We start from the raw sequence: 17024 nt of genomic DNA on the forward strand, positions 1-17024 counted from the left end.
TATGAGAACCATTTGTTTTTATTTTCAAGTACACCAACCCTTCAGATTAAAACCTTATCGCTTTTTTGAGATTGGGGATGATCATGATTATTGGGATGACTACTCGAACAGAAACATCATGAACAAGGTAGCCAAAAAGTGCTACTTGCCGATGAACCAACTTTTGTTGGAATTAATCAAGAAGCATGATGGTAAGTTTAAGGTATGCTTTTCCCTGTCTGGTACTGTTCTCGACCAGATGGAGGCATATGCGCCTGAAGTACTACATAGCTTCCAGGAATTGGTAGCTACTGGCCATGTTGAATTGCTCAACGAAACCTATGGGCACTCCCTTTGTGCACTCAAAAGTGAAACTGAATTTCAAGACATGGTAAGCCTACACCAGGAAAAAATTCAACATCACTTTAATGGCTACAAACCTAAAGTTTTCAGGAACACTGAGTTGATTTATTCTGATGATATCGGAGAAATGGTAGCCAAAATGGGTTTTGAAGGCATCCTGTCTGAAGGAGCCAAACATGTCCTTGGCTGGAAAAGTCCCAATTTTGTTTATGTAAATGCCATAGAACCAAAACTGAAGGTGTTGCTTAAAAATTTCAGGTTAAGTGATGACATCGCTTTTAGATTTGGGGAAAAAGCATGGAACGAATATCCGCTTACCACCGATAAATTTATAGGCTGGCTGAACAAGGTGCCGCAAGAAGATGAAGTCATCAATCTGTTTATGGATTATGAAACCTTCGGTGAACACCAATGGAAAGAAACGGGGATTTTCGAATTCATGAGAAATCTTCCTGATGCAATACTCCATCAAACAAACTTCAATTTTTCTACGCCATCGGAAGTGATTGCGAATGGATCTCCTGTAGGACAAATAAACGTTCCAACTCCTATTTCGTGGGCAGATGAAGAGCGTGACCTTACCGCTTGGCTTGGGAATGACCTTCAGGATGAGGCTTTCGACAGGCTTTTTGAGTTGGAAAAACAAGTGAAAAGCTTAGATGATCCTGACATTAATAAAGATTGGCGTTACTTGCAGACAAGTGATCATTTCTATTATATGTGTACCAAGTTTTTCTCCGATGGAGACATTCACGCTTACTTTAGCCCTTACGAAAGTCCCTATGAAGCATTTATAAATTATATGAATGTACTTAGTGATTTTATCCTGAGACTGAAAATAGCAGAAAAAGCCAAGGTGTAACTTATTATATAATATACCCTTGAATATAATTGTAAGCATCCCTGGAATACAGGGATGCTTTTTGCTTTCATTCAAAACTGTACGACACCTGACTCCCTTTTTCAGGGTCCAATACAATATTGGCGAAAACTTCGATTTCCTGTTGCAAATCCTCAACGTGACTTATAATACCCACGATTCTATTTTCATGCCGAAGCGCCTTTAAGGTTTCGAAAACTATGCGGAGCGATTTTTTGTCCAATGCACCAAAGCCCTCATCAAGAAAGAAAAAACTTTGATCCGCTTGGTTGAGCGATTTTACTTTTTCTGCCAAAGCCAAAGCCAGACATAAGGATGCTTGAAAAGTTTGGCCTCCAGACAAAGTCTTTAGCAACCTCTTTTTACCCTCATTCAAATAATCAATCACCCAAAAAGTATTGTTGGCATCTATTTCTAGCCGGAGACTATTTTTGGTCAGTTGCGTGAATCGTTTATTCGCGGTATTGCACAATTCTTTGAGGTAAATACTGCTTACATATTTCACAAAGCCACTGCCCTTAAACAGTTGCTCCAATTCTTTTAAATTTGTAGCCCTGTTCTCCATAGTGTCAAGCAGCTTGCTCAAACCTTTCTTAGTCTCTAGTTTTTCCCGAAGGTCTGAGATGTCCCGGTCCAGGTTGATTTTCTTCTTTTTAACGCTTTCCAGTTCCGTTTTTTTGAATTCATTCTCTTCCCTAAGTGAATCAAAATGGTTTTGGTCAAAGTTATTAATGCCCTCTTCGGCTTCTAAAGCTGCCAAATGAGACTTAACAATAGAGCATTCTTTTTCGTAGTCTCTAATCTCACTGTCAAATTTATCCTCGTCTAGGTTGCTGTTAAAAAGTTTTTCCAACAGCTCTTGATCAGTTTGACCCAACTTGATTTTTAATTCATTGTAATTTTTTGTTAAACCTTCCAATTTAAGCCCAGCCTCTTCCTTGTTCTTTTTGAAGTTTTCCAGATTTGCCAGGTTAGTCGCCGCATCATTGCGTTTTTCCTTCAAAACTTTTTGTTTCCCATCGAGCAAATTGGCAGTGTCTTCAATGTCTTTTAGAACAGTATTTATCGTTTGCTGGATGGTTTCGGTAGAAGATTGCATGTATCCATTGCTGAAACTTTTGTCGCTTACTTCTTCCTCCTTTGCTTTTAGGGTGCTGCTCTGTTCTATTGTCTTCTGCTCTTCCACTCTCAATTGCTGCTGCCCACTTTCAATTTGTAGCCGGAGTTTCTCCAGCTGTGCTCTGTATTCTCTGGCCGTTTTACGAATGGATTCTTCTTTTTGTATTTGATCAGTAAGGTTCTTGCGTTTTAATTTTAAATCATCAAGTGTATTTACGCCCTCATCCTTCAGGCTGTTTTGCAATTTTGAAAACTGAAGGTTCAAGGTTTTTAATTCTTGCTCCTTATCAGTGTATAGCTTTGTTTGATTGGTTCGTTGAAGGTTTTGGTCATACAGCTGACGAGAAAGTTGTTGGATTTTTTCCAATGTCTGCCGGGAATCATCAAGCTGCTGGTTATATGCGGCTACCTGCTCCTCAGTCTGATCGGTCGAAAGTGGGATGGGATGGTGTACCGAGCCGCATAGAGGGCAAGGTTCACCTTCTTTTAAGTTTTTCACATGGGCTTGTAAGGCCTTGTTTTCGATCAACTGTTCTTTGGCTGTTGCGATTGATTTGAGTTTGTCATTTTCCCAATCAGCCCAGCTGTCCAGGTCATTAAATTTGTCTGGAACAGTTGCTGAGATTTTATTCTCCCTGCCTTTTATCGTCTCAATCTCCGTTTTGATTTGGCTTAAAGCATGCTCTAGGTTGCTTTTATTTTCTGTATAAGTATTCCAATCCTTAATGTCACCAGAGAGTTTTGCCAGTTGAGTGCTTGTTGCCTGACTTCTGCTATTGTCCAATTCCTGATCAAGTGAAGAAAGTTGTTTTTCCAGGTTTTTTTGCTTTTCCAGGTCTTCACCTATTCGAGGCTGAAGGGAGGATACCTTATTTTGGGCTTCAATAAGTTTCTTTTTAATGGCTTGAATCTCCAACACCTTTTTTAGATCTCGGATTTTGGCCTCTCGTAATGGTCTTTTTTCAGCTTTTTCTCTTAGTTCTCCTTCCTGAAGTTCTAGTTTGTGGATATCATCAGTATATGCCTCTTTAAACCTATTGCAATTGACCGTTCCTGTTGTCGCCTTTTCCAATTCCAGTTGCCAATCTTTTATCTGATTCCAGATAGGACGTAGATGGCTATTCGCTTGAATGAAGGCTTTCAGCTCTTTCTTTTTGTCTTCGATTTCATTTTCGCGGCTTTGAAGGTGTGCCCATTGTGACTTGAAATCCAGAAGCTGCGTGTGCTTCTTTTTTAAAGCCTCAAGTGACTGTAGCTTTAAGCTAGCTTTTTCCAGACTTTCTTCAGCATTTTTGACAGTATCTAAGAGGTCTTTTCTTATTTGCGCCTTCTCTTTTAAAACTTCCTCAGAAGTATCACCTAATCCTTCCAATTGGGTTTCCAGTCGAATCAGTTCGTTTTTTACAGTTTTCAATAAGCTCCCTGTTTTGGCAGACAGGTCAAACCTCTCCAAGCCAAACAGCTCCTTCATCATTTCTGCTCTTGGGCCTGGCGTCAGGTCTATGAATTCTCTGAATTTACCTTGTGGGATAATTACTGTTTGTTTGAAATGTTCCTTTTTCATACCGATGATCGCTTCGGCATTTTGCTGAATAGGCGTAATTTCCCCTTTTTCCTTTATGTAAAATGTGTGTTCAGCAGGTTTGATTTCATCAAAGTTTTTGGCATTCCTTTTTACCGAATACCTCGCCAAATAATGCTGACTATTGTTTTTCCCAGCCCTGAATTCAAAGCTGATCAATAAATGGCTGCTCTGGAGGTTGACCATACTGTTTTTTTCTCCCCTGTCGGAAAGCCTTTCGGTACTGCCGTACAAGGCCAGAAGAATGGCCTCTAAAATGGAAGATTTACCACTACCAACTGCTCCAAAAATACCAAACATCCCTGCCGCAGTAAGTTTCTCAAAATCTATGGTTTGCTCTTCTTTGTAGGAGTATAATCCTCGTATTGTAAGCTTTAACGGAATCATAATTTATTGTCTTGACTAAGGATCTCTTTAAAAACGGACATTAGTTCCTCGTTAGGTAATTGACCTTTTTCACTTTTATAATACATGTTAAACAAGCTGGTCATGTCTTTTTCTAAATCTTCTACCTGTAATTGGTTATTTGTCTCCTCACCGAGGTTTTTGATTTGAGGGATAAGGTTGATGATCCCATCGTGCGCTTGCAGAATGCTTTTCCTGGTGGCCGCATCTATGGAATTATTTGTTTCGTAGGTCAATTCCACAAAGCAATTGGGGTTTTCCTCCAGCCATTGTACGGCTGCTTTTAGTTCGCTGAATTTTTTACGCTCCAATTTTCTGCCTTGCTTCAATGGAATAGGTCTATAACTTACTGGTTTTCCCGGCTCACCATTAATGATTACAACTTGTTTTTCCTGTCCAGCTTCGCTAAAAGAATAGGCCAGCGGAGAACTGGAATACACTACAGGGATAGGACTTTTACTTGTGGCATGGTAGCGGTGCAAATGACCCAAAGCTGCATATTGGATTTGGTGTGGGATATTGGAAGTGTACAAGGCTTGAGTGCCCCCCACATGAAGTATCGGGCGCTCACTTTCAGGTTCCTCTTCTGGTTTTGATCCTTCTTTGACAAAGAAAAAATGGCCAATGAATAAATTTAAACCTAATGGGTCACAGTATTGGTCAGCGAGAGCTGTCCATTTTTCTTCCAATACATTTCTCAATTCATTTTCTCTGTCGCCCTCGCCAAGGTAGGTGCGTAAGGATACTTCGTTGGCATAGGGAGCCAAAAGGATGCGTACAGGGAAATCCCACTCAGGTAATTGCAGCGAAAGGAAACCCCTGTCGGAAGCGACCACTTCAATTCCACTATCAAGTTTTCCGGTGGGAATTATGGTATCGTACCTGCTGTAAAAGAATATACCCATTTCTCTTGCCAGTGGATCTGGAGCTTCTATAAACTGGGTGCTGTCATGGTTTCCTGATATGGCTACTATAGGCCTTTGCCCATTTTTGGACAGCTTTCGAAGGGTTTTATAAAGTAATTCAATGGCTTCATGGCTGGGATTAAACCCATCGAAAATATCCCCAGCAATCAAAACCAAATCGACGGCTTCTGCATCTGCAATGGCTGTGATTTCCTCTAGCACAAGTTTTTGCTCTTCCAGTCTTGAGGCTTCCTGAAGCCTTTTTCCCAAATGCCAGTCGGCAGTATGTAATATTTTGATTTGCATTATTATGAAAAGCTATAATGAAAATTGATAATTAAGGCCAAAATATCTAATTTTGTGTTGGTATCAGGTCAAAAACAGTCAATGTTTGCTGGTGCCTTATCGCCAAAGCTTTGGCAGGATCAATTCCCCTGATAATCTAGGGCTTCCAGCACTTATTGCGACCGTAGGTAAATAACCCGAGTTAAGCATGGTTAAATTTACGTTAAAGACAGACGAGGACAAGGGTATTCCCTTATTTTTGAGGTAAATTCTATACAGAAATAAGGGATTGCGTTTATTTTAAGTGTTTGTACAAGGAACATAAAATTTATTTTCCTGGATTTGTGAATAAAGTCGGGTGCTCAAGAGTCAGGATTCTCAGTTTTCAAGTGATTTGATGCCCTTTAATGTGTTTTTATTTCCATATGGATTTTGAATCACTGTATGGTTTTGGTGAATGTTTCTACTGAAGCTATTGAAAATCAGTCACTATGAACCAATTGGAATAATTATTGTGAGTAAACGTATTATGAAAAGAATTTTGGCTTTAGGCCTATTGCTTGCCTTGGTTTTTGAAAATACTCTAATGGCGCAATCGCCTTTCTCCTCCCCAGATTCACTTTTGATTATTCAAGAGGGAGTGGCTAGTTTCTACGGAACACGATTTCATAAACGCAAAACAGCCAACGGCGAAGTGTATGACATGTGGGAATACACTGCAGCACACAAACATCTGCCTTTTGGTACTTTGTTGAAAGTGACAAACCAACAAAATGGATTGGAGGCAATTGTCCGGATCAATGATCGTTTGCCCAAGAGCTCGAGGCGTATAATAGACCTTTCTAAAGGAGTGGCAGAACAATTGGAAATGGTGAACGATGGCATTGTCCAAGTCAAACTTTCACTTTTGAGCGAACAGGCTGTAGAATGGGTGAGGGGGCAATATAAGAAAGTCCCGAAAGATATTCGTCTAAGAAGTTTTCAGCCCGTAATTGCCTTTCAAAAGGATGATTCGGAAATAATGAAGCTTGAGAAAAAGGCCTTCTGACCTAAGTAGCTTACAAATAATTTTCTTTTTAAAAGCTATTAGAAAAAGGCTCACCAACCGAGTGGCATTCAAGGCAAATAAATGAAAGCGAATAATTCAGCAGTTAATGTTTCGTTTTTAGCTTTATTATTGTCAGCGTTTTGCTTGGTCTATCTCTTTACCTTGGGATAGAACGGTCAGCTGGATTGTCTTGTTAACGAGGTTTAAATCAGTAGTTTTATAAAGGAGAATTTATTTTTTTTAGACGCGAAAAGACATTAAATAAGCCCTTTTTAATTTAGTAAGCCCATTGTTTTATGTTATGCTCGTTACATTATATTGCTTACTTTTGATGACTTAAAATCCCCCTAAATAGATCAGTATTATGAGCAAAGTGAGAGCTAAAAAACATTTGGGTCAGCATTTCCTGAAAGACTTGAATATAGCCGAGAAGATAGCAGGGTCGCTTACTGGCCATATGGACAACCATGTGGTGTTGGAGATTGGGCCGGGGATGGGTGTGCTCACTGATTTCCTAATAGAAAAAAACTGGGATTTAAACCTTATTGAGATCGATAAAGAGTCCATAACCTACCTCAATAATAAATACGGATCAGACAAGCTTACTCTCATGGAAGGTGATTTCTTGAATTTTGATTTCAGGGAAAAGTTAACCGGTACCCATGCGATCGTGGGGAATTTCCCGTATAATATTTCCAGCCAGATTTTCTTTAAGGTGTTGGAGAAAAGGCATCTTGTAACTGAGGTAGTTGGGATGCTGCAAAAGGAAGTGGCGGAACGTATGACTTCTAAGAAAGGCAATAAAACCTATGGTATTTTAAGTGTATTGCTTCAAGCTTATTATGACGTGGAGTATTTATTTACGGTGCCACCTGAAGTTTTTGATCCACCACCAAAAGTCAACAGTGGTGTGATCCGCATCAAGCGCAATAATGTAGAGAAGTTGGATTGTGACGAGAAGTTGTTCTTTAGACTTGTGAAGCAAGCCTTCAGTACAAGAAGAAAAACACTTAGAAATGCACTTAAACCTATGGGGCTCTCTGAGGAATTCAAAGCAGATCCCGTTTTGGATTTGAGAGCCGAACAGCTTGGGGTAGCTGAATTTGTTTTGTTGACCCAAAAACTTGAAGAAGATTGGAAAGAATAACAGCATTTGAGCTGTCCAGGGAATACTTGGAGGCACTAAAAGAGAATATTACTGGCGAGCATATAGCATCCATCCAGGAATCTATGCAGGATGCCAATAAAGCAGATGTAGCTGCCTTATTGGATGAGCTGGACATGATGGAAGCCCTTTTTGTTTTAAGGGCCCTTGATCCGGATTTTTCTGCGGACATATTGATTGAGCTGGATGAGGACACGCAATACAAAGTGATCAAAGCGATGCCGCCAGAAGAGTTGGCTACGCTAATAGATCATATGGATTCCGATGATGCGGTAGACGTGTTGAATCAATTGGTGGTAAATGACCGGGAAGCCGTTATCAGCCATCTTGCAGCCAAAGAAAAGTCGCTTCATATTATTGAGCTTCTTCGTTACGATGAAGACAGTGCTGGTGGATTGATGGCCAAAGAGATCATTAAAGCCAACCTGAACTGGACGGTGGTGCAAACTATCGATGAAATAAGAAGACAGGCTGAAAGTGTAGAGAAGATTTTTAGCATTTACGTTGTTGACAATAAGGAACAATTGCTAGGCCGCGTAGCCTTGAAAAAGCTAATCCTAGCCTCTTCGGATACCAAAGTGGCAGACCTCTACGAAGACAACCTGATTTCTGTGCCTACCTATATGGAAGGCGAAGAAGTAGCTGAAATCATGCGGAAGTATGATTTGGAGGCGGTACCAGTAGTGAATGTTAAAAACAAGCTTGTAGGAAGAATCACCGTGGATGATATTCTGGACTTGATAAGAGAACAGGCGGAGGAAGATATTCAGGCAATGACAGGTATCTCGGATGATGTAGAAGAATCCGACTCGGTATATAGACTTTCAAGGGCCAGATTGCCTTGGCTTTTGATTGGTATGGTAGGCGGGCTTTTGGGAGCTGGGTTTATAGGTTTCTTTGAAGAGGGGCTAAATGCCGTAACGGCGCTGGCTTTTTTTATTCCATTGATAACTGCTACAGGGGGAAATGTAGGCATTCAGTCTTCTACATTGGTCGTACAAAGTTTGGCAAATAGGTCTGTATTTGCAGATAGTTTGACCAAGAGATTGCTCAAAGTGCTTTTAGTTGCCATTTTAAATGGGCTGGTACTTTCTATGTTTGTGATGGCCACAGTGGTATTCCTTTACGACAAGGAGGTCAAGTTCGGTTTGGTTGTAAGCATCGCCTTATTCAGTGTGGTTTTGCTGGCTTCTTTTATGGGGACATTGACACCTATTGTTTTAGATAAATTGGGGATCAATCCTGCTATGGCTTCAGGGCCCTTTATCACTACCGCCAATGATTTGTTGGGATTGGGTGTGTATTTTATGGTAGCCACTTTGTTATTGAATCTTTAATTTGCGCATGAAAATTTTAATCATTGACCAGATGCATGAAAGCATCGTCTCGTTGTTGGAAGAAATGGGTTACGAGGCACATTATAGGCCTGACATAGATAGAGCGGGTATTCTTCAAATATTATCCGATTATGAAGGGCTTGTTATTCGTTCTAAAACGCCCATTGACAGGGAATTATTGGTAAAAGGAATTAATTTAAAGTTTGTGGCCCGGGCAGGAGCAGGCTTAGACAATATTGATTTGGAATACCTGGAGCAAAATGATATTGCCCTTTATGCTGCCCCAGAAGGCAATAGAGATGCGGTAGCAGAACATGCTGTAGGAATGCTTTTGGCACTATTTAATCACTTTGTACAGTCCGATAGTCAGGTAAGGCGTGGTGTTTGGGACAGAGAGGGGAATAGAGGAGAAGAGTTATGTGGTAAAACCGTAGGTATTTTTGGTTTTGGGAACATGGGAGCTGCTTTTGCAAAGCGGCTTCAAGGCTTTGGTGTTAAAGTACTGGCGTATGACAAATACAAAAAGGGTTTTGGCAATGAATTTGTTGAGGAATGTAGCTTTGAAGACATTCAGGAAAAAGCAGATGTTTTAAGTATTCATGTGCCACTGACGGAAGAAACAAAAGGGTTTTTCACCACCGAAATTATCAACGGGTTTAACAAACCCTTTTACCTGATCAATACAGCGCGTGGAGAAGTCGTTAGTTTTGAAACCCTGAATGAGGGCCTCCAGAATGGGAAATTAAAAGGGGCTGCATTGGATGTGTTGGAAAAAGAAAAACTCCAGAAGCTAACTGTTGCTGAGAAAAAGTCGTTTGAGCAACTAACGAGTTTCAAACAGGTACTGTTTTCACCTCATGTAGCAGGGTGGACCAAAGAGTCTTACTACAAAATAAATGAAGTGCTAGTGGCCAAAATAGCGGGTCAGTGGCATGGTTAATGGCTTAATAAAAGATAGTTAAATTGTAAAATATGAATTCTTATTTTATCTTTGCCAGTACAAAATAAAGGAAGCATAAGGAAACGGTCTCAATGTTGAGGCCGTTATTTTATTTATATAAGAGGTTAACAATTAATTGATATGGGAAGCATACAATATTATACAGAAGAAGGGTTACGGAAGCTCAAAGAAGAGCTTCAGTTCCTGAAAACCAAAGGCAGAACAGACATTGCTAAACAGATTGCTGAAGCAAGAGATAAAGGTGATCTAAGTGAGAATGCTGAATATGATGCAGCCAAAGATGCACAGGGGCATTTGGAATTGAAGATTGCCAAACTTGAGAATGTCGTTGGTAATGCCAGGGTATTGGATAACTCCAAAATGGACAACTCTAAAGTAGGGATTCTTTGCACAGTGAAGATAAAAAATGTAAAAAACGGGATGACCGTCTCCTACATGCTTGTTTCTGAAGAAGAGGCAGACTTGAAAGCCAATAAAATCTCATCGGCATCTCCTTTTGGAAAAGGCCTTTTAGGTAAGAAAGTTGGTGAAATTGCTCAAATTCAAGCCCCCGCAGGTTTGGTTGAATTTGAAGTGTTAGAAATCAGCTTATAATTTTTTAATCCCGGTTGCGATGCATCGGGATTTTTTTGTGATACATAATTAACTTCCTTACTTATGCCTTCTATTTTCACAAAGATAATCAACAGAGAAATCCCAGCACATATCGTTGCTGAGGATGATCAACATATTGCTTTTTTAGATATTATGCCCTTGGTAAAAGGCCATGTATTGGTGGTCCCTAAGGCAGAAGTCGATTATATCTATGACCTGGAGGATGAGTTGTACACGAGCCTTCACCTTTTTGCCAAGAAAGTCGCCAAAGCCCAGGAGTCGGTCATCACTTGTACCCGAATAGGTGTCGCCGTAATTGGCTTGGAGGTACCTCATGTACATATTCATTTGGTGCCACTTAGAAGTATGGATGACATTAATTTTAGTCGTCCAAAACTAAAGTTGGCAAAAGAGGAAATGGAAGAAATTGCCTCAAAAATTAAACTAGCTTTCGATCAAGGGAATTAAAACCTTCCCCTTTCCCTTCGGCTCCGCTCAGGGTCCGGTTATCTTAATACCAACCTTTTTGGATTCGCTTTTTGGACTGACTCAATATTAAATTAGTAATGCAATAAACTATTTTGAAAAATCAAAATCCCCCTTTCAACAAAGGGGGACAAAGAGGGATTTTTACCGCAAACTGTAAATCAATCGTAAATAATAAATGGAAGAACCTACTCCTTTCCCGGCGGCTGAGCGAAGCCGAAGTAATAGGGTGACGACTCCGAAATACCTACCCATTCAGCTCTGTAGTTCATTCGGCTGGAAATCATATGTCGCTGTTCAACACCTTCAGTGTTGAGTGTAGGTGTGTTTGCCTATCCCGTGGGTTGCCACCCACGGTTATTATAGTTCAGACCCTTCAGGTCTGTTTTTTTTTTAGTAAAGTGGATCGTTTTCTTACTATATACCTTCCAACCGGATCGTAATTGGGAAGCCTTTTTGTGAGGAGCTTAGCAGGGTCCGGTTATCTTAATACCAACGTTTTTGGATTCGCTTATTGGGCTGACTCAATATTAAATTAGTAATGCAATAAGCTATTTTGAAGAGTCAAAATCCCCCTTTCAACAAAGGGGGACAAAGGGGGATTTTTACCGCAAACTGTAAATCAATCGTAAATAATAAATAGAAGAACCTACCCCTTTTCCGGCGGCTGAGCGGTGTCAAAGTATATAGTGTAATGCTAACGTCAAACCTACCTTTTCGCCCCTGTAGTTCATTCGGCTGGGAATCACATGTCGCTGTTCAACACCTTCAGTGTTGAGTGTAGGTGTATTTGCCTATCCCGTGGGTTGCCACCCACGGTTATTATAGTTCAGACCCTTCAGGTCTGTTTTTTTTTAGTAAAGTGGATCGTTTTCTTACTATATACCTTCCAACCGGATCGTAATTGGGAAGCCATTTTGTAAGGGGCTTAGCAGGGTCCGGTTATCTTAATACCAACCTTTTTGGATTCGCTTTTTGGACTGACTCAATATTAAATTAGTAATGCAATAAACTATTTTGAAAAATCAAAATCCCCCTTTCAACAAAGGGGGACAAAGGGGGATTTTTACCGCAAACTGTAAATCAATCGTAAATAATAAATGGAAGAACCTACTCCTTTCCCGGCGGCTGAGCGGTGTCAAAGTATATAGTGTAATGCGAACGTCAAACCTACCTTTTCGCCCCTGTAGTTCATTCGGCTGGGAATCATATGTCGCTGTTCAACACCTTCAGTGTTGAGTGTAGGTGTATTTGCCTATCCCGTGGGTTGCCACCCACGGTTATTATAGTTCAGACCCTTCAGGTCTGTTTTTTTTAGTAAAGTGGATCGTTTTCTTACTATATACCTTCCAATCGAATCGTAATTGGGAAGCCATTTTGTAAGGGGCTTAGCAGGGTCCGGTTATCTTAATACCAACGTTTTTGGATTCGCTTATTGGGCTGACTCAATATTAAATTAGTAATGCATTAAGCTATTTTGAAAAATCAAAATCCCCCTTCAACAAAGGGGGACAAAGGGGGATTTTTACCGCAAACTGTAAATCAATCGTTAATAATAAATGGAAGAACCTACTCCTTTTCCGGCGGCTGAGCGGTGTCAAAGTATATAGTGTAATGCGAACGTCAAACCTACCTTTTCGCCCCTGTAGTTCATTCGGCTGGGAATCATATGTCGCTGTTCAACACCTTCAGTGTTGAGTGTAGGTGTGTTTGCCTATCCCGTGGGTTGCCACCCACGGTTATTATAGTTCAGACCCTTCAGGTCTGTTTTTTTTTAGTAAAGTGGATCGTTTTCTTACTATATACCTTCCAACCGGATCGTAATTGGGAAGCCTTTTTGTGAGGAGCTTAGCAGGGTCCGGTTATCTTAATACCAACGTTTTTGGATTCGCTTATTGGGCTGACTCAATATTAAATTAGTAATGCATTAAGCTATTTTGAAGAGTCAAAATCCCCCTTTCAACAAAGGGGGACAAAGGGGGATTTTTACCGCAAACTGTAAATCAATCGTAAATAATAAATAGAAGAACCTACCCCTTTTCCGGCGGCTGAGCGGTGTCAAAGTATATAGTGTAATGCGAACGTCAAACCTACCTTTTCGCCCCTGTAGTTCATTCGGCTGGGAATCACATGTCGCTGTTCAACACCTTCAGTGTTGAGTGTAGGTGTGTTTGCCTATCCCGTGGGTTGCCACCCACGGTTATTATAGTTCAGACCCTTCAGGTCTGTTTTTTTAGAATGGTAATCGTTTAATTACTATAACCATTCCAATCGAATCGTAATTGGGAAGCCTTTTTGTGAGGAGCTTAGCAGGGTCCGGTTATCTTAATACCAACGTTTTTGGATTCGCTTATTGGGCTGACTCAATATTAAATTAGTAATGCATTAAGCTATTTTGAAAAATCAAAATCCCCCTTCAACAAAGGGGGACAAAGGGGGATTTTTACCGCAAACTGTAAATCAATCGTAAATAATAAATGGAAGAACCTACTCCTTTCCCGGCGGCTGAGCGGTGTCAAAGTATATAGAGTAATGCAAACGTCAAACCTACCTTTTCGCCCCTGTAGTTCATTCGGCTGGGAATCATATGTCGCTGTTCAACACCTTCAGTGTTGAGTGTAGGTGTGTTTGCCTATCCCGTGGGTTGCCACCCACGGTTATTATAGTTCAGACCCTTCAGGTCTGTTTTTTTTAGTAAAGTGGATCGTTTTCTTACTATATACCTTCCAACCGGATCGTAATTGGGAAGCCTTTTTGTGAGGAGCTTAGCAGGGTCCGGTTATCTTAATACCAACCTTTTTGGATTCGCTTTTTGGACTGACTCAATATTAAATTAGTAATGCAATAAACTATTTTGAAAAATCAAAATCCCCCTTTCAACAAAGGGGGACAAAGGGGGATTTTTTACTGCAAACTGTAAATCAATCGTAAATAATAAATCGAAAAACCTGCCTCTATCCCTGGGCTGAGCGGTGTCAAAGTATATAGAGTAATGCAAACGTCAAACCTACCTTTTCGCCCCTGTAGTTCATTCGGCTGGGAATCACATGTCGCTGTTCAACACCTTCAGTGTTGAGTGTAGGTGTGTTTGCCTATCCCGTGGGTTGCCACCCACGGTTATTATAGTTCAGACCCTTCAGGTCTGTTTTTTTTTAGGAAAGTGGATCGTTTTCTTACTAGATTCCTTCCAATCGGATCGTAATTGGGAAGCCATTCGCTCAAAAAGGTAAACAACTTCCCGGTGGCTGAGCGGAGCCGAAGCCATATGGTGACGTATGCCGACTACCCCTTCGCTTCCGCTCAGGGTCCGGTAATCTGACCCGTCCTGAATAAAGTTCAGGCTGTACCTTATTTTTTGTACGGTTTTGCTAGGAAAAAACTATGTTTTTTGTCAACGCTTCACTTCGAGAACAAGTTCTAGCATTTTTTTACTTCGCTCTTGTGTTTATTTCCTTCATCCTTGTCAGTTTTTACTACAAAGCTGAACCTAAAAGCACCAATATTTAACCAAAAAGCCGAAAATTTCCACTTATTAACTTCAATTCCCTACTTTCGAACTGCTTGCTTCCATATAAAAACCTGACAGGAGGAGTTTCGAAGTCCCCTTACCCACTTCCGAAGTACCCCAAATCGTTTTGGAAATCAGCATTTTCCGGTAAAAATGTCAGCCTTTTTATATTTTAATCAAAATCTTGTCATTTTATAGTGGAAATTTCCAGTTTTGAGGATAAAAGCCCCACTTCTGAACTCCAGCGTTTGAGTTCAGAACCTCAAGCTTGTCAGTTTTAAGTCCACCTACCTATTTGCGAAGTGGGGGAGGTGACTATTTAAGTGGATGGGGGTACTTGTAAAGTACCCCTATTTGGGATAGATCTCATTGCTTTCCTCACAGATAGGTGCCAAAATTTTTTATAAAGCCCTAGGCTTTTAGATTGGGCTGGGAAAGTGAAATGTAAATATGTATCCGCTAATACGAACTGTACAAATCCCCCTTTAAAGGGGGACAAAGGGGGATTTTTTTCGTGAAATGTAAACCTAAAGTAGTATTTGAATAATAATTGGTAAACCTAATTTGGGACAATTCAGCTATTCCATTTTCGTTAAAATCCCACTTGCCCCCTTAGATTAAGGGGGAGTTGCAGCAAAAGGCCTTTTAAGGCTAACCTGGTGTAATTTGATTGGACTGAGTAGGGAAAGGCTTTGACAATTCTCTTGTTATTAAAAGTAAAGATTGGCAATACAACTAAAGCTACTTTATAAATATTATTTAAAAAAATAGTCTAAAAACCGTTTATTAAATCATTAGGTTCAAATTGATTTTTATTATACTTTTCGAAAAAAAAACAGTATGATCAAACTTTTTATTACGGGCCTTTTAATGACCGGACTTTATGGTCTGGCTATGGGTCAACGAGAAATACCAGCTGCGGAGAAAACGCCAGTTTTTCTGCCTGATAAAGCCTATAGCCTGGGTATAAACAGCCAATTTGCCATCGATGGGTTTTTGGATCCGGGGACATTAGCGCCCATTGAGTTTTTGTTACGCAGGGGACTGCCGGGTGACCGCAGCCTTAGGTTAAGGGCCAGGGGCTGGGTGGAGAATACCAATAAAATAGAAGGGGAAGAGAACCTAAAAATTCAGCAATCCCACTTTGCCATTGCTCTGGGTCATGAATGGCACCATCCCATCAATAACAAACTCGGTTATTACTTTGGAGCCGATTTGGAGAAAGGTTGGGAAATTCACAATACATCGAGAAATTATTCCTATTACTCCGAGACTTACGGGAGCGTTAAAGTAAGGAGATATGATTTTATTACTACACAATCCTTAGGTTTGGTTCCTATTGTTGGCTTTACCTATTCCCCGATGCCCTACTTTTTTGTTTCCTACGAAATGCGGATAGAATTATTCTATAACAATACGAAATCAAGAAAGGATGGCTTTGCAAAATCCTCCGCTAACCCTGATGGGTCGGAATCACATTCCATTGGAGGACATGATGCTAAGGCCTGGATTTTTGATTTTCAGCCTTATTCCGGAATTTTTATTAACCTTAAATTTTAGAACGATGAAATCAAGAATGATACAGTGCAAAATACTTTTGCTTCTTTTTTTCATAATGGAATATACAGCCGCTTCAGCTCAAAACGCTCCTTCAATATGGAGTCTATTAGATTCCACAAGCCGGTTTGAAATCGGTCTCAATACTAATTTTTCTTTTGATCAGTTGATGGATCAAAACCAGCGGGCACCATTGGAATTGATGCTAAGGAAAAAGATTCATGACCAAAATAGAATAAGATTGCGGGTCTTTGGGATGATTAGCAGGGCTAAGAAAATAGAGGGAGAATTTACCAATATAGATCGCATCGGGAATTTTGGCCTGGCAATAGGTTATGAATGGATCAAACCCCTGACCAAAAAATGGGAGGGATATTATGGAATGGAACTGGAAGGACGTAAGATGGATAGAAGATCGATTTTTGAGCAACCTGACACAGATCCGGAGGAGGAATATTTTGAAATTCAGGACCAGTATGACCGGGAAATCAGGCTTTTGGTTTCTCCATTGGCAGGCCTGCGTTTTAGACTCAATCCAAGATTGTTGCTTAGTACAGAATTTAGATTGTCAGGTTATATGGGAGAACAGCAATATACAGAGCGTATATCCATAAGAGCGAAGGAAGAAGGAAGTCAAAATCAAATTCAATCTACTGAAGGTTATACACTGAAACTAAATGGTCTGCGCTTTCAGCCTTATACCGGGATTTTTCTTAACTACATGTTTTGATGGATGTTTAATCTGCTTGTAATAACACTTACTTATTATTCAAGATTGGTAAATAGGCATGCTCATAGGTTGATTAGCTCTTGTTTATTTAATTTTTCGGGTTTGGGATCACTTGTCGCT

The 17024-nt window shown here is 40.3% G+C and carries 11 protein-coding genes; 9 read left to right on the forward strand and 2 right to left on the reverse strand.

The genetic code is table 11. The annotated features are described in order from the left end of the window. Nucleotide 1: 1 nt before the first annotated feature. Nucleotides 2-1204: a glycoside hydrolase family 57 protein gene (locus tag AC0L7T_RS05030; RefSeq protein ID WP_473341389.1), complete on the forward strand. Its 1203-nt coding sequence runs from the start codon at nt 2-4 to the stop codon at nt 1202-1204. A 67-nt stretch (nt 1205-1271) separates the two neighbouring features. Here AC0L7T_RS05030 and AC0L7T_RS05035 read toward each other — a convergent pair whose 3' ends face one another. Both AC0L7T_RS05035 and AC0L7T_RS05040 read right to left on the reverse strand, forming a co-directional pair. Further along, entirely contained in the window at nt 1272-4310 is a 3039-nt protein-coding gene (locus AC0L7T_RS05035) for an AAA family ATPase (protein WP_473341390.1), read from the reverse strand. Further along, entirely contained in the window at nt 4307-5539 is a 1233-nt protein-coding gene (locus AC0L7T_RS05040) for a metallophosphoesterase family protein (protein WP_473341391.1), read from the reverse strand. The genes AC0L7T_RS05035 and AC0L7T_RS05040 overlap by 4 nt, the downstream gene beginning before the upstream one ends. 508 nt (nt 5540-6047) lie before the next feature. On the opposite strand from AC0L7T_RS05040, the gene AC0L7T_RS05045 reads away from it, so the two are divergent. The 8 genes from AC0L7T_RS05045 (at nt 6048) to AC0L7T_RS05080 (ending at nt 16904) form a co-directional block, all read left to right on the forward strand. Beyond that, on the forward strand, nt 6048-6566 hold the full coding sequence (locus AC0L7T_RS05045; RefSeq protein ID WP_473341392.1) for a septal ring lytic transglycosylase RlpA family protein: 519 nt from the start codon (nt 6048-6050) through the stop codon (nt 6564-6566). A gap of 364 nt (nt 6567-6930) precedes the next feature. Continuing rightward, nucleotides 6931-7713, forward strand: coding sequence for a 16S rRNA (adenine(1518)-N(6)/adenine(1519)-N(6))-dimethyltransferase RsmA (gene rsmA / locus AC0L7T_RS05050; RefSeq protein WP_473341393.1), 783 nt, complete (start codon nt 6931-6933; stop codon nt 7711-7713). Further along, entirely contained in the window at nt 7701-9068 is a 1368-nt protein-coding gene (gene mgtE / locus AC0L7T_RS05055; RefSeq protein ID WP_473341394.1) for a magnesium transporter, read from the forward strand. The genes rsmA and mgtE overlap by 13 nt, the downstream gene beginning before the upstream one ends. 7 nt (nt 9069-9075) lie before the next feature. Next, entirely contained in the window at nt 9076-10008 is a 933-nt protein-coding gene (locus AC0L7T_RS05060) for a 2-hydroxyacid dehydrogenase (RefSeq protein WP_473341395.1), read from the forward strand. A 141-nt stretch (nt 10009-10149) separates the two neighbouring features. Continuing rightward, nucleotides 10150-10623 carry a transcription elongation factor GreA gene (greA, locus tag AC0L7T_RS05065; protein ID WP_020893299.1) on the forward strand — a complete coding sequence of 158 codons (474 nt, stop codon included), beginning with the start codon at nt 10150-10152 and terminating at the stop codon, nt 10621-10623. A 63-nt stretch (nt 10624-10686) separates the two neighbouring features. Next, nucleotides 10687-11091, forward strand: coding sequence for an HIT family protein (locus AC0L7T_RS05070; RefSeq protein ID WP_473341397.1), 405 nt, complete (start codon nt 10687-10689; stop codon nt 11089-11091). A gap of 4366 nt (nt 11092-15457) precedes the next feature. After that, entirely contained in the window at nt 15458-16177 is a 720-nt protein-coding gene (locus AC0L7T_RS05075) for a hypothetical protein (protein WP_473341398.1), read from the forward strand. 55 nt (nt 16178-16232) lie between these two features. Then, on the forward strand, nt 16233-16904 hold the full coding sequence (locus AC0L7T_RS05080; protein ID WP_473341399.1) for a hypothetical protein: 672 nt from the start codon (nt 16233-16235) through the stop codon (nt 16902-16904). The last annotated feature ends 120 nt before the right edge of the window (nt 16905-17024 follow it).

The organism is Cyclobacterium sp. 10D3-21 (assembly GCF_055809755.1).